This is a genomic window from Arthrobacter sp. Z4-13, from assembly GCF_054792705.1.
Genome location: NZ_CP096459.1, coordinates 264,844 through 278,246, shown reverse-complemented (window position 1 = coordinate 278,246; position 13,403 = coordinate 264,844). Strand labels below are relative to the sequence as shown.

Annotated in this window: 12 protein-coding genes and 1 pseudogene; 7 read left to right on the top strand and 6 right to left on the bottom strand. The window is 65.4% G+C overall.

Annotated elements, in window-relative coordinates:
- Positions 1-33: 33 nt before the first annotated feature.
- Positions 34-942: an SDR family oxidoreductase gene (locus M1E07_RS03145; RefSeq protein WP_461188847.1), complete on the bottom strand. Its 909-nt coding sequence runs from the start codon at positions 940-942 to the stop codon at positions 34-36.
- A gap of 34 nt (positions 943-976) precedes the next feature.
- Positions 977-3,241, bottom strand: coding sequence for a 4-alpha-glucanotransferase (gene malQ, locus M1E07_RS03140; RefSeq protein WP_461188846.1), 2,265 nt, complete (start codon positions 3,239-3,241; stop codon positions 977-979).
- 426 nt (positions 3,242-3,667) lie between these two features.
- On the opposite strand from malQ, the gene M1E07_RS03135 reads away from it, so the two are divergent.
- Together M1E07_RS03135 and M1E07_RS03130 are read left to right on the top strand one after the other, a co-directional pair.
- Positions 3,668-4,714: an aldo/keto reductase gene (locus M1E07_RS03135; RefSeq protein WP_461188845.1), complete on the top strand. Its 1,047-nt coding sequence runs from the start codon at positions 3,668-3,670 to the stop codon at positions 4,712-4,714.
- 158 nt (positions 4,715-4,872) lie between these two features.
- Positions 4,873-5,052: pseudogene (locus M1E07_RS03130) on the top strand (DUF3040 domain-containing protein); the annotation flags it as partial.
- Here the strand turns inward: M1E07_RS03130 and M1E07_RS03125 are convergent.
- The gene (locus M1E07_RS03125) at positions 5,008-6,120 is read right to left on the bottom strand and encodes a DMT family transporter (RefSeq protein WP_461188844.1); all 1,113 of its coding nucleotides are present in this window, start codon (positions 6,118-6,120) and stop codon (positions 5,008-5,010) included. The pseudogene M1E07_RS03130 and the gene M1E07_RS03125 sit on opposite strands and share 45 nt — an antisense overlap.
- Positions 6,117-6,713 (bottom strand): TetR/AcrR family transcriptional regulator, encoded by a 597-nt coding sequence (locus M1E07_RS03120; RefSeq protein WP_461188843.1) that lies wholly within the window; start codon positions 6,711-6,713, stop codon positions 6,117-6,119. The genes M1E07_RS03125 and M1E07_RS03120 overlap by 4 nt, the downstream gene beginning before the upstream one ends.
- A 189-nt stretch (positions 6,714-6,902) precedes the next feature.
- Here M1E07_RS03120 and M1E07_RS03115 point away from each other — a divergent pair, with 189 nt between their 5' ends.
- Complete coding sequence (locus tag M1E07_RS03115) at positions 6,903-7,796, top strand: SDR family NAD(P)-dependent oxidoreductase (protein WP_461190472.1); 894 nt, start codon at positions 6,903-6,905, stop codon at positions 7,794-7,796.
- Positions 7,797-7,848: 52 nt separating this feature from the next.
- Here M1E07_RS03115 and M1E07_RS03110 read toward each other — a convergent pair whose 3' ends face one another.
- Positions 7,849-8,127, bottom strand: coding sequence for a hypothetical protein (locus M1E07_RS03110; RefSeq protein WP_461188842.1), 279 nt, complete (start codon positions 8,125-8,127; stop codon positions 7,849-7,851).
- A gap of 50 nt (positions 8,128-8,177) precedes the next feature.
- On the bottom strand, positions 8,178-8,951 hold the full coding sequence (locus M1E07_RS03105) for an SDR family NAD(P)-dependent oxidoreductase (protein ID WP_461188841.1): 774 nt from the start codon (positions 8,949-8,951) through the stop codon (positions 8,178-8,180).
- A gap of 209 nt (positions 8,952-9,160) precedes the next feature.
- Between M1E07_RS03105 and M1E07_RS03100 the strand changes: the two genes are divergently transcribed.
- The 4 genes from M1E07_RS03100 (at position 9,161) to M1E07_RS03085 (ending at position 13,260) form a co-directional block, all read left to right on the top strand.
- Positions 9,161-10,498: an MFS transporter gene (locus M1E07_RS03100; RefSeq protein WP_461188840.1), complete on the top strand. Its 1,338-nt coding sequence runs from the start codon at positions 9,161-9,163 to the stop codon at positions 10,496-10,498.
- Between the two features lie 35 nt (positions 10,499-10,533).
- Positions 10,534-11,466: a transketolase gene (locus tag M1E07_RS03095; RefSeq protein WP_461188839.1), complete on the top strand. Its 933-nt coding sequence runs from the start codon at positions 10,534-10,536 to the stop codon at positions 11,464-11,466.
- Positions 11,463-12,482 carry a transketolase family protein gene (locus M1E07_RS03090; protein WP_461188838.1) on the top strand — a complete coding sequence of 340 codons (1,020 nt, stop codon included), beginning with the start codon at positions 11,463-11,465 and terminating at the stop codon, positions 12,480-12,482. Before M1E07_RS03095 ends, M1E07_RS03090 begins: the two co-directional genes overlap by 4 nt.
- Positions 12,483-12,600: 118 nt before the next feature.
- Positions 12,601-13,260: a GntR family transcriptional regulator gene (locus M1E07_RS03085; protein ID WP_461188837.1), complete on the top strand. Its 660-nt coding sequence runs from the start codon at positions 12,601-12,603 to the stop codon at positions 13,258-13,260.
- Positions 13,261-13,403 lie beyond the last annotated feature (143 nt).

The window sequence follows — 13,403 nt, the reverse complement described above, 5'->3', positions numbered from 1 at the left end:
TGTTGGTTGGGAGCAGTCCCGCCAGAGGAAAACCTAGATCTGCACAGGGTGCCCCAGGCTGGTGATCAGCCGCCGGACTGCGTCCTCTGCTGCGGGCGGCGTCCCAAACACCTCCCGCTGCCGGGTGGTGTCGGCCACGTACCGGCCGGTCTGGAACCAGCCGATCATCGCAGCCAGGTCCTTGGCCATAGGGTTGACCGGTCCCATCAGGGTCCCCGCCGCCCGCAGGAGACGAAGGGGAACCGACCGGACGAGCATCTCCTCACCCGTCAACTGCCCGGCGAGGTCGGCGAACTCCTGCATGGCGATGGGCCTGTCCCAACCGATATCGATGCGCTGGCCCTCGATGCCGGGAGCATCCACAGCCGCGGCCAGGTATCCGGCGACGTCCGGAGTGAGCGTAAACGTCAGCGGGATTCCGGCCGATCCGAACCACATCACCTTGTGCCTGCTGAAGGGGTCCCCGCCAAACCGGGTCACCTGGTCCAGGAAGGCGCCGGGCCGCAAGGCCACGAACGGCACGCCCAAGGCCTGGAGCCGGTCCTCCATGAGCCTCTTGTGCCAGAAATGCGGGACTCCGGGTGTCTGGTCACAGGTGAGGATGCTGGTGAGGACAAACCGGCGGACCCCGGAGCGCTTGGCCGCTTCGGCGAGGTTCGAGTTGCCCACGGTGTCGGTTTCCGGAGTGTCGCCTTTGCGGTGCCGGGTGTAGCCGGCGGCCGTGCTGACAACGGCATCGGCACCGGTCATGGCCCGTTGCAGCGATTCCGGGTCCATCATGTTGCCACGGGCAATCTCCACACCCGCAGACTCGAGCCGGGAAGCATCCGAGCCGGGGCGCACCAAGGCACGCACTTGTTTTCCCCGGTTCAGCAGTTCCGTCACCACCTGGCCGCCCAGCATGCCGGTGCCGCCTACTACCAGTACTGGTCCCTCACCCATCGCGCTCTCCTGACTGTTAACCTGGCCGAGCAACCTAGTCGCGCAGGGCCTCCTCCACCGCCGCCAGCAGCGAGTTGAACCGTGCATTGGCGGGAAGGTCATCGAGGCTTACAGGTCTGCCGTCCGGCCCACCCAGCGGCACCTGCCAGTTCGGGTACAGGGCTTCGGTGGTACCGGGCTGGTTCTGGACCCGCCGCTCCCCCACTGCGTCAACCAGCGCAACCCCGAGCAGTACCGACGGAGCCTGCGCCAGCAGCAGGTGCAGCGCCTCGATGGTCCGTTCTTCGGTCGCCCCCGAACCGCCGGAAACCTCGTCAGGCAGGTAGCCGCGCTCGCGCACCAGGGCCAGCATCTTCTCCAGGGAGGCGTTATGCTCGGCCCGTTCCTCCGCCTCGGAGCGCTCCAGAAGGCCCAAGCCGCTGCGCAAAGCCACGTGGTCACCGGCGAGGTAGCCGGCGGTGGGCGGAAGATCGTGGGTGTTCACGCTGGCGAGTGCCTGCATGCGGTACTTTTCGGGCGCAAGGGGCGAGTCGCCGTCGTACTCGAACCAGAGGATGGAGGTTCCCAGGATGCCGCGGGCGGCAAGGTAGTCGCGGACCCAAGGCTCAAAGGTGCCCAAGTCCTCGCCGATCACCACAGCGCCGGCGCGTTGCGCTTCGAGGGCAAGGATGCCGATCAATGCTTCGTGGTCGTAGCGCACGTAGGCGCCGTCGCCCGGGGCGTTGCCGGACGGGATCCACCAGAGCCGGAACAGGCCCAGGATATGGTCCACCCGCACACCGCCGGCGTGCCGCAGCACCGTGGCCAGCATGTTGCGGAAGGGAATGTAGCCAGCTTCCGCAAGCCGGGCCGGATGCCATGGCGGCTGGCCCCAGTCCTGGCCCTGCTGGTTGTACATGTCCGGCGGCGCGCCGACACTGGTGCCGGGAGCCAGCACGTCGCGAAGCGTCCACGCGTCCGCACTGCTGTGGTCCACCCCCACGGCGAGGTCGTGGACAACGCCCAGCCGCATGCCGGAACGCAAGGCTGCCTGCTGGGCATTTTCAAGCTGTTCGTCGCAGATCCATTGCAGCCAGCGGTGAAACCCGATCCGGTCCGCAAGCTTTTCCCGGAGCGCCTCGGCCTGCGGCGTACCAAGGGCGCTGGCGGGATCCGACCAGAAGGGGTCCCCGGCCGGAAGGTCCTCCCGGATCGCGGACCACAGGGCAAAATCATCCAGTCCGCTGCCGGAGATGCGGCAGAACTCGTCGAAGGCTGCCTGCCGTGCCGGCGACCTGCGTGCGTGGTAGAGCAGTTCCAGTGCCTGGAGCTTGGCGGCATAAACCGAGTCGCGGTCCAGCCGGGCCCCGTCCTTGTTCAGGGCAGCCACGTCCTCGTGAAGCTTCTCCACTGCCGCCCGCTTGCGTGGCTTGAGGTAGGCCAGCTCAGGGATCGCCTCGATGCGGATATACAGCGGGTTGAAGAACCGCCGGGTGGATGGAGAATACGGCGAGGGCTGCACAGGCGGAACCGGCTCGGCGGCGTGGAGCGGATTAACCAGAACGTAGTCTGCCCCGCGGGCTGCGCTCAGCGCGCCAAGGTCAGCCAGGTCAGCGAAGTCACCGATGCCCCAGGACCGCCTGGAGCGCACGGAGTACAGCTGGGTGGCCAGTCCCCAGCCGCGGCGCTCTTCGAGTGGCGCGGCTGTGGTCAGCCGCGAGGGCACCACCACCAGGGTGGTGGACGCGGTGGCGCCTTCGGATTCGGCATGCAGGGTATGCCAGCCCAGCGGCAGGTCCTGCGGAAGGGCGAAGGTGGTACGTCCGGTAACCGTGCCGTCGACATCCCGCGGCTGCACCCAGAGGTCCTGCTGGGCAGCATCCCTGGACCCGGCACCGCCTTCCAGCGTGATGCTTACCTGCGCCTTGGCACCGTCCCGCACATGGACCGGGACCTGGGCCGGCTCACCCTGCTGGATCACGACGGCGGGAGGCAGCATGCGCCGCCACGGAGCCAATTCCGCTTCCGCAAGTGCCGCCTCAATGAGTTTGTTGGTGTGGGCCTGCACGCCCAGGGAGGCCAGGACCTTGATCAGGGTTTCTTCGGCAACGTGGTGGGGCAGCCCGTCCCAGCCCTGGAAGGAGGTTCCCACTCCATGTACGTCCGCCAACTGCTGGAGGAGGTGCGGGTCCACGGCCCCGGCAGGAACTTCGAGGGCCGGAGCTTCGGGGGCAGCAGCTTCGCGGGCAGCGGGTGGTACGCCCGGCGGATCCGCGGGCATCTGCGATCGCTGTGGGTGCTGCTGGTCTGAAGCCGTCATGTGTGTCCGCCTCGTCTGGTGTGATGTGGCTCGAACTTACAGTGCTGCCTGTTGCACCGGGCGCCTGCACCCCCGCGCACAACCGTTGGTTCAGATTATTGCAGGGCGGCTCAGAGGCGAAACCGGAGCATGCTGTTACTGCAGTTCACGGCTCGAAGTGTGTGCTGACCGCGCCCGGGTTCACGCGGTGCAGGATGTCGGCCGCGCGGTCGCGTGCCTATGCCCCAATATGCGGCAGGTCCTTCCAGCTCCATCCTTCCAGTGCTCCATAAAACGTCATACCGGAGCCCCTGCATTACTTCGGAAGTCGAAAAGAGAAGCTCTGCGGCGGGAACCTGCCGGAGCGCGGCCGTCCTGTGTAGCGTCGTGACGATCGAGGGCATGTATCGGAAGCAACGTGCCGAAGAATATCGGAGGAGACCGGCGATGAGCCTCAGCGAGCTGCGGGTGTTCGGGCGATCAGGCACCCCTATCAGCCCGCTGACACTTGGCACCATGAACTTCGGCGAGGGAACGGGCGGAGCGCCCGGTGCGCCAACTGGAGCGGAAGAGGGCATCCGCATTATCCAGTCCGCCCTGGACTCGGGCATCACCGCGATAGACACCGCCGATGTCTACTCGCAGGGTGAATCGGAGCAGGTGGTGGGGCGGGCACTGCGGGGCCGCCGCGACGACGTCTTCCTCGCCACCAAGTTCCACGGCCAGATGAGCCCCAACCCTGCCCATGCCGGCAACTCCCGGCGGTGGATCACCCAGGCTGTGGAGGGCAGCCTCCGCCGCCTGCAGACTGACCGCATTGACCTGTACCAGGCGCACCGGCCGGACTACAACACCGATGTCCTCGAAACCATCACCACCCTCAATGACCTGATCCGGCAGGGAAAAATCCTCTACTACGGCACCTCGGTTTTTACACCGGCGCAACTGGTGGAGGCGCAGTGGCTCGCCACCACCAACCACCTGATCCCGCCGCTGGGTAACCAGGTGCCGTACTCGATGCTGGTACGCGCCAACGAACGCGACGTTTTCCCCATCGCCCAGCAGTACGGCCTCGGTGTGCTCGCGTACGGCCCGCTGGCGGGCGGCTGGCTGTCGGGCAGCTTTGTCCTGGAGTCCGGAAACGCGCCCACCCGGGTGCACTCCCTTCCCGGCCGCTACGACATCTCCGGTCCCTCCAGCGAGCGCAAGCTGCATGCCGCGGATGCCCTGGCCCGGTTGGCGGACAAACTCGAACTGTCGCTGGTTGACCTTTCCGTCGGCTTCGCCCTGTCGCATCCGGCCATCAGCAGCGTGATCATTGGGCCGCGCAGCGAAGAACACCTGGCGGCATACCTGCGGGCGGCCGAAATCCGGCTCGGTGAATCCGTGCTGGATGCCATCGATGACGTTGTTCCGCCGGGCACCAACTTCGTGGAGCGGGACGCCGGTGCCATTGTGCCCTCGCTGGAGTTTGCAGAATTACGACGACGGTAGGCCAGTCCCGCCGTCATCCTGCCTCCCGGCCGTAACGTCGCAGAAGGACCAAGACACACCGGATAACCAACAGAAGCGGGAGCCCCGGACTATTGACTCAACCGGGCAAGAATCCTACGGTCGTATCGATACTCCCGTATGAAATTCAAGGGCGTCCTATGCCAATGTCCGAGGAGGAGCGGAGGCTCCTCAAGGAGCTGGAGCTCGGGCTGATCGCCGACGATCCCCACTTGGCGATGGAGCTGCTGTCCGGCTACCCCTCACGCCGGTTCAGGGCAGGCTTTTACTACGGTTCAGCCGCGGGCATGCTCGGCCTTGTGCTTTTCGTCGCCGGCGTCAGCGGCAAAGTGCTTGGCATAGGCATCACCGGGTTTCTGCTGATGGTTTTCGGCGCCTGCCTCGCACTGCACAAGCCTCCCCTCGGCCGGCGCAGGCGGCGCGGACAGCCGACGTAGCTCTGCTTTAGTGCTGTGTTGCGGGCCCTGCGCTGAAGCCCGTGGAACCAGGAGGAACAGGCCAGCCAGGACGGTCGCGGCTCCGATCCAGCCTGCTGCCGGCAGCCGTTCCCCCACCACCAGCACCGCCAATGCCGCTGCCACCACGGTTTCCACCAGGGAAAGGCCCGTGGCCGTACTGGCACGCACCCGGGACAGCCCCCACCCGAACAGGACGTACCCGGCAAACATCGGAACGAGGGCCATGTACGCCCCCACCGTGAAGTTTGCCCAGGACTCAAACAGCGGGCGGCCGGTGAAAAACAGGACAGGCATCAAGAGCACTCCGCCCACTCCGAACACCGTTCCCATCGCGGCACGGGAGGAAGTGCCACCGTTGATGAGGCGGTGCGCCGCCCACGAATAGAGGGCGTACGTGATGCCTGCAACCAGGCCCAGGGCTATTCCGGCAGGACCGGTCCAAGACTCGGCCGCGGGACCTGCGCCGCCGCCGTCGGACCGGTGCCCGGCAAATGACAACAGCACCGCACCCCCCACGCCGAGCAGCGCCCCGGCCATCCAGCGGCGGGTGAGCGGCTTGTGGTCCGCGAGGCGCTCGATCACCGCTGCCGCCACCGGGGCCGACCCGATGGAAACTACTGTCCCCACGGCCACGCCGGCAAGATGCATCGAGCTGTAAAAGGCCAGCGGATACACCGCGACTGCGAGTGCCCCCAGGGACACCAAGCGCCATTGCTCCCATAGGCGCGGCCATTCCGCGCGAATCGGATAAGCCGCGTACAGAGCCTGCAGCAATCCGCCAACTCCCATCGCAACCGCCCCTATTGCCAGCGGGCTGACCCCCGGGGCAAAGGTGGCAGCAGTTCCCGTGGTGCCCCATAGCACCGATGCGGCCAGCACAAAAACAGCGCCCCGGAACGGACCGGACATGCGGCCGGCCGCAGCCGTCACAGCTCGTCCAGCAGTTGCGCGGCGATGGCTCGGCCCTCGAGGAGCCGGATGTCCCCACCTTCGAGGCCCGCGCGGACCATGGCGCCTTCGAGCAGGAAGGCCAGATGGCTGGCGAGCCTTGTCCGGCGCTCTTCCTGCCCGGGGAGCAGCTCCGCCAGATGCGCCGCGAGGAGGTCTTCGATTCCCTCCTTGTGGCGCCGCACCGCCAAGCGCCCCGGACTGCCGGCCGGCAGTTCCGCCGCGGCGTTGAGCAGTCCGCACCCCCGGAATCCGTGCTCATAGGCAAAGTGGGCATGATCGAGGTAGGCGTCGAAAATGGCCAGCACGCCTTCTCCCGGTCCGGCCACCTTGTCCAGCCGGTCCCGATAGAGGCCAAGCCATTCCTCGTGCCGGTCCTCCAGGTACGCGGCCACCAGGTCCGACTTGGACGCAAAGTTGTTGTACAGGCTCTTTTTCGCGACCCCCGCCTCGGCGGTGATGGCGTCGATGCCCGTAGCTCCGACCCCCTGGTCGTAGAAGAGCCGTGCCGCTGCCGCAAGCAACAGTCCACGGGCGGACTTCCTGGTTGGGAGAGACACTGCAGACGGGGGCACGGACACTCCTTAAGACGCTGGTAGGTAGACCAGTCTACCTACCAGCGTTTTCCACACACAACGTCTTCAAAATATCCAGTGGGACAGCGCGTGGTGGGGCGTAATCTGAAGGCGCCGGGCCAACTTGTGGCGGCGAAGCCACGCTTTAGGAGCCCACTCCGATGTACTGAGGAGGCAGCGATGGGATCGATGGATGGGCGCCTGGCGCTGGTAACCGGCGCGACGGGCGGGCTGGGCAAAGCGGTAGCCGCAGGCCTGGCGCGCGAGGGGGCCGCCGTCGTCGTAGTTGGACGGTCGGCTGCCCGGGCGGAGGCAGCTATTGCAGAAATCAGCAGGCTGGTCCCGGGCGCCCGGCTTGAGCCGCTGGCCTGTGACCTCTCAGCCCAGTCCTCCATCCGGCGCGCGGCGTCCGAATTCCTGTCCCGCCACGACAGGCTGGACGTGCTTGTCAACGCCGCCGGCGTCTTCCGCAAGGAACGCCACGTGACTGCGGACGGGCTCGAACTGACTTTCGCCACGAACGTGATGGCGTACTTCCTGGTGACGAACCTGCTGGCGGATGGGCTCAAGCGCGCCGCCGTTACAGCAAAGGCAGACGCCGGAACCGCAGCCGCGCCCGCTTCGGCTTCAGCACCGACTTCGGCACGAATAATCAACGTTGCCTCAAGATACGGCAACACCATGCTCAACTTTGACGACCTTCAAACGGCGAAGGGCAAATACAGCTTCCTTCGGTCCACGCCGCCTTCCATGCTTGCCCGCGTCCTCCTTACCCAGGAGTTCGCGGACCGCCTGCGCGGTACGGGCGTGGTGGCAAACGCCGTGCATCCCGGCCTCGTCAAAAACACGGCACTGCTCCAGGATGTCGGGGGGCCGTTCCGCTGGGTTACCAATACCTTCGGCGCCCCGGCCGAAAAGGCCGCTGACACAGCCGTCTGGCTCGCCATGTCGCCCGAAGCAGCGGAGGTCTCAGGGAAGCTTTGGACGAAGCGAAAGGAGCTTCCGACGCCGGGCATGGGGTCGGACCCGGAAGCCCGCAGGCGCTTATGGGACGCCTGCACGCGTCTGGCTGAACATTCCTAGGAGTGCACCCATCCACATCCTTGATACTGAACCCGGCAGCCCAGGAACCTGCCTACCGGGATCCACCGGCGGGGCGGGACCCCGACAATTGCGCAGCAGCCATTTTGAAGCAGAGATTCCCATTAAGTTTTTGCGGGCGGATCCACACCTCGTAACCCTCTGCGGCAGTGAAGAGGGCCCTGCCTCCCTTGGCATCCGCCGCCAGCCACAAGGCAGACGAATCCGCCATTGCATCATCCACGGTGCCGGCACGCACAATCTCGAAGTCCCTCCTGACCTCCACCGGCGCTCCAATCAGCCGGCTCCAGTCATGGTAGCGATAGGGCTTCATCCCACTGCTCCGCTCCGTCCTTCATGCCAGTGCACTTTTGCCGCTGGGGTTTAGTGAAGGTGGCTTCCGCCGTTGATGTCGATGGTGGTGCCGGTGAGGTACGCCGAGTCCCCGGACGAGAGGAATGTAATCACGGCCGCCACTTCTTCCGTGGTCGCGTTCCGGCCCAGCGGGATCCCTGCGTTGATCGCGGCTTCCTGCTCATCGGTGCTGCCGACGCGGATGTTCGTGTCAACGGCGCCCGGCGTAATGGCGTTAACGGTGACGCCGGTGGCTCCGAGCTCCCGCGCCAGGGCCTTGGTGAAACCGAGAATGGCCGCTTTGGCTGCGGAGTACGGAACCTTGCCGAACACGCCGCCGCCGCGCTGGGCGGAGACGGAGGACATGTTGACGATCCGGCCCCAGCCGTTGTCAATCATGTCCGGCAGGAATGCCTTGGTCACCAGGTAGGTGCCCGTCGCGTTCACGTCCATCACCTTGTGCCACAGCTCCAAAGTGGTCTCAAGAAACGGAAGCGGGGAGGTGATACCCGCGATGTTGGCCAGGGCGCCCACGGGCGGCAGGTTGCCGGCGGTGACCTCGGCGGCGACCGCGGCCTGGGCGGCGGTGACCGAGGCTTCATTGGCGACGTCGATTTCGTGGCCAAAGGCCGGCACGTTGAACTCATTTCCGATGTCCGCTGCGACCTTGGCTGACTTCTCACCGTCGAGGTCCAGGATGACAACAGCCCAACCTTCACTGGCGTAGCGGCGGGCGGTGGTGATGCCGATCCCCCGGTCCGAGGTTGCTCCGGTGAGGACGGCGGTGCGCTGAATGGTGGTCATGATTGCTCCTTGGTGGTTTGGCACGACATCGGACTTCGGTCCCAGGTGCAGCAGTGATGTCCACCACAATACGGTTACTGAATGTCAACAGTCAACCCTCAGAGTTGACTGTTGACATTGCGTCATGATGCGGATCACACTTGGGAGGTACCATCGTTAACAGTCGACAGCGGCATGCTTTGTGAGTCGCTATTCGGAAGGGAACCACCATGAGCAATGAAGCTCTCAAAATGCGCGGCCAGGTGCACGGCACTAAGGACGCAAAGCGTGTTGCAGTCGGCTCGGGTGTCGGTGCCGTCATCGAGACCTACGACTTCATCGGTTTCGGCACCGCCGCTGCGCTGTACTTCGGAACTGCCTTCTTCCCCACTGGTGACCCCGTCACCGGCACCCTTGCCGCCTTCGCTACTCTCGGTGTCGGCTTCGCTGCCCGCCCCATTGGCGGAGTCATCGGCGGGCACCTCGGCGACAAAGTAGGCCGGAAGCCTGTGCTGGTGGCCTCGCTGATCCTCATGGGGGTGGCTACCTTCCTCATCGGCTTGCTGCCGACCTACGAGCAAGTGGGTCTGCTGGCTCCCGCACTGCTGGTGTTTGTCCGCATCGTCCAGGGTCTCGCGTTCGGCGCTGAATGGGGCGGTGCCATCCTGATGAGCTACGAGCACGCACCCTGGAAATCCAAGGGCAAGTACACCGGCATCGTCCAGGCCGGCTTCCCCGTGGGGCTCTTGCTCGCAAACCTCGTCTTCCTGGTGAGCGTGAACCTCGGTGGCGAGCTGGCGTGGCGCGTTCCATTCCTGGCCAGCATCGTGCTGGTAGCTGTCGGACTGATCATCCGTGCCAAAGTTCCCGAGTCCCCAGTCTTTGACGAGGTCAAGGAAAGCGGCGCCATCGTGAAGTCCCCCATCATCGAGGTCATCAAGACCGACTGGCGCAACATCGTCAAGGGCATCGGGCTGCGCATTGCCGAGACTGCCGGTTACGCCGTGTCCATCACCTATATGATTTCCTACCTTCACACTGAGCAGCTCGCGAACAAGACCGAAACCCTCGTGGCCCTCTGCATCGCCTCCGCAATCGGCATCTTCGCTACAGCCGCCTGGGCACGGCTGACGGACCGGATCGGGCGCCGGCCGCTTTACGTCTGGTCAACAGCCTTCGCCCTGCTCTTCGGGATCCCCATGTTCCTGCTCGTCAACACCGGCATGTTCATAGCCATCATCGCCACCGTGGCCATCTCCTACGCCGTCTGCCAGAACTCATTGGCCGGCGCCCAAGGCCCCTGGTTCCCGGAGCTGTTCCAGGCCAAGACCCGCTCCTCCGGAGCCTCGCTGGCCTACCAGATCTCCGCGATGGTATCCGGGTTCACCCCCTTCATCACCACACTGCTGTTCGTTGCTCTTGGCTGGATGGGCCCGGCCCTGCTCTTCAGCTTCTACGCCGCCATCGGCCTCTGGGCAGCCCTGGCCACCCGGGAGACCTGGGGCAAGCGCGAACGCCAACTTGCTGAGGAAGCCACTAAAAGCACCCCCAACACGGTGAGCGTCTAATGACTGTCACGCACGAAACGAACACGGAGCCAGCAATGCCAACAGAAGCCAACCAGGACCGCGCAACCCAGGCCGGGGTGACCTCCGCCGACGCTGCCCGGACCGACGTTCCTCAGGACCGCATCGCGCAAATCAGCGCGGCGGCCTACCGGATCCGGCACCACGCCCTGAACATGGGCGAGGTTCAGGGCCAGGGCTACGTGGGCCAGGCCCTGGGGGCTGCGGACATGCTGGCCACTGTTTACGGCGACCAGTTGCGGTTCCGTGCCGAGGACCCGCACTGGGAGGCCCGGGACCGGTTTCTGCTCTCCACCGGCCACTACGCCATCGGCCACTACGCAGCCCTCGCCGAGGCCGGGATCGTCCCGGTAGAGGAACTGGAAACCTACGGCTCAGACGATTCACGGCTGCCGATGTCCGGCATGTCCACCTACACCCCCGGCATGGAAATCTCCGGCGGCTCCCTGGGCCACGGACTGACCATCGCCGTCGGCATGGCCCTGGGCCTGCGCTACCAGGGCTCCACCGCCCGCGTCTTCAACTTTCTCTCCGACGGCGAACTGGACGAAGGCTCCACCTGGGAAGCCGTAATGGGCGCCCACCACCACCAGCTCGGCAACCTGACCGCAATGGTGGACATCAACGCCCTGCAGGCCGACGGCAAAACAGACACGGTACTGCGCACCGAGCCGGTGACCGAGAAATGGGAATCCTTCGGCTGGTACACCCAGCGGGTGGATGGGAACGATGTCGGAGCGCTGCTGGCAGCGTTCGACAACGCAGCCGCCCAGGCCACCGCCGTCGGACGCCCCTCCGTGATCCTCTGCGACACCAAGGTGGGCCGGGGCGTTCCCCTGCTGGAGGACCGCGAAAAGGCGCACTTCATGCGCATCGAAGAACACGAATGGCAGACCTGCCGCGAGCAGCTCACCGCCGGCTACGAAGCCACCGAAGGAGACACCAAGTGAGCACCACCACCGAGGCCCCGGACACGACAACAGCCGCCAAGCCGAAGCTGAAGACCTCGGCGATGATCGCGTCCTTCGCCGACCCGGACCAGAAGACCGCATCCGCCCCGTTCGGGCACGCGCTGGTGAAGGCCGCGCAGGAGAACGACAAAATCGTCGGCCTCACCGCGGACCTGGGCAAGTACACGGACATGCACATCTTCGCCAAAGCCTTCCCGGAACGGTTCTTCCAGATGGGCATGGCGGAGCAGCTGCTCTTCGGCGCGGCTGCCGGCCTGGCCGAAACCGGGCTGGTGCCGTTTGCGTCCACCTACTCGGTGTTCGCCGCACGCCGCGCCTACGACTTCCTCTGCCTGGACGCCGCCGAACCGAACCTGAACGTCAACATCGTGGGCGGCCTGCCCGGCCTGACCACCGGGTACGGCCCCAGCCACCAGGCCACCGAGGACATGGCAATCTTCCGCGGCATGCCCAACCTGACCATCGTGGACCCCTGCGACTCGATCGACATCGAGCAGGCCGTCCCCCAACTGGCAGCCAGTGACGGACCCACCTACCTGCGCCTGCTCCGCGGCAACGTCCCCACCGTCCTGGACGAGTACGACTACACGTTCGAACTCGGCAAGGCCAAGGTCCTGCGCGGCGGCAACGACGTCGTGTTCATCTCCTCGGGCCTGATGACCATGCGGGCCCTGCAGGCAGCCAAGGCGCTGGCGGCACACAACGTGGATGTCGCCGTCGTGCACACCCCCACCATCAAGCCCTTCGACGCCGCCACCGTCCTCGCCGAAATCAACACCGACCGCTTGGCCGTGACGCTGGAAAACCACTCCGTGGTGGGCGGCCTGTTCGAAACAGTCGCGTCCGCCGTCGTCACCGCCGGCGTTGGCAAGCGCGTGGTCCCGGTAGCACTGCCGGATCAGTTCCTCGACGCCGGGGCACTGCCCACCCTCCACGACCGCTACGGCCTTGCCGTAGACCGCATCGTCGAAAAGGTCCTCGCCGAACTCGGCTGATCACGGCTACAGCAGATGGAGAAGGCACGGCACTGGTCCAGCCCGGTGCCGTGCTTTCTGCCGTACTATCGAACTACCGACTGTAAACAGTCGACTTATAACACTGAGGACGGAAGCCATGGCCGGACTGACAGCACCGCTGCTGGGACTGCAAAAGAAAAGCCTGCGCGAGCAGGCGCTCTCGGCACTGAGGACCGCCATCACCAGCGGTGAACTGGCCCCGGGGCGGCACTTGGTGGAAACTGAACTGTCCGAAATGCTGCAGATCAGCCGGGGAACACTGCGGGAAGCGCTGCGCCAGCTTGAACAGGAAGGCCTCCTCGCCGCAGGGCCCCGCGGCCGGCTGTCCGTCCGGCACCTGGACGAAAAGGAAATCCGCGACATCTTCGCCGTCCGGGCCGCCCTTGAATCCCTTGCGGCCCGCACCCTTTGCGAGCTCCCGGACCGCGCCCATGCCATCGAGTCCCTCCATAAGACCATTGGCGTAATGGAGGCGGCCCAGGATGCGTCTTTGGAGGAGCGGATTGAATCGGACATGGAATTCCACCGGACTCTGTGCCGACTGACCGGCAATGAAACGCTGCTCCACTCCTGGCAGTCCTTGGAAGGTTCCATCCGAATGTCCATCATGTTCGGCGGCCTGGAAAAGGGCGTCAAGAACATGAACGTTGACCGTCATCGCGACATCGTGGCGGCCATCGAAACCGGTGACGCCTCCCTCGCCCGCACCACAATCCATGCCCACATGGACTCCGCAGCAGCCAACCTCGTAGCTTAACGGCGCCCTTCCCACGATTGGCGGGCCCCTCTGCGGCCCTCCAGCGCGCCCGTTGTGTTATGGCAGTGCGCCCGGGAATCCATTTGAGTTCCGAACCGTTAACTGAATGTGCGGAAAGCGCCGCGCATTCGAACGAGGGATTG

Bases quoted from the DNA above. Each gene is read 5' to 3' on its own strand.
- M1E07_RS03145 (WP_461188847.1), bottom strand. From the start codon at position 942: ATGGGTGAGGGACCAGTACTGGTAGTAGGCGGCACCGGCATGCTGGGC.
- malQ (WP_461188846.1), bottom strand. From the start codon at position 3,241: ATGACGGCTTCAGACCAGCAGCACCCACAGCGATCGCAGATGCCCGCG.
- M1E07_RS03135 (WP_461188845.1), top strand. From the start codon at position 3,668: ATGAGCCTCAGCGAGCTGCGGGTGTTCGGGCGATCAGGCACCCCTATC.
- M1E07_RS03115 (WP_461190472.1), top strand. From the start codon at position 6,903: ATGGATGGGCGCCTGGCGCTGGTAACCGGCGCGACGGGCGGGCTGGGC.
- M1E07_RS03110 (WP_461188842.1), bottom strand. From the start codon at position 8,127: ATGAAGCCCTATCGCTACCATGACTGGAGCCGGCTGATTGGAGCGCCG.
- M1E07_RS03105 (WP_461188841.1), bottom strand. From the start codon at position 8,951: ATGACCACCATTCAGCGCACCGCCGTCCTCACCGGAGCAACCTCGGAC.
- M1E07_RS03100 (WP_461188840.1), top strand. From the start codon at position 9,161: ATGAGCAATGAAGCTCTCAAAATGCGCGGCCAGGTGCACGGCACTAAG.
- M1E07_RS03095 (WP_461188839.1), top strand. From the start codon at position 10,534: ATGCCAACAGAAGCCAACCAGGACCGCGCAACCCAGGCCGGGGTGACC.
- M1E07_RS03085 (WP_461188837.1), top strand. From the start codon at position 12,601: ATGGCCGGACTGACAGCACCGCTGCTGGGACTGCAAAAGAAAAGCCTG.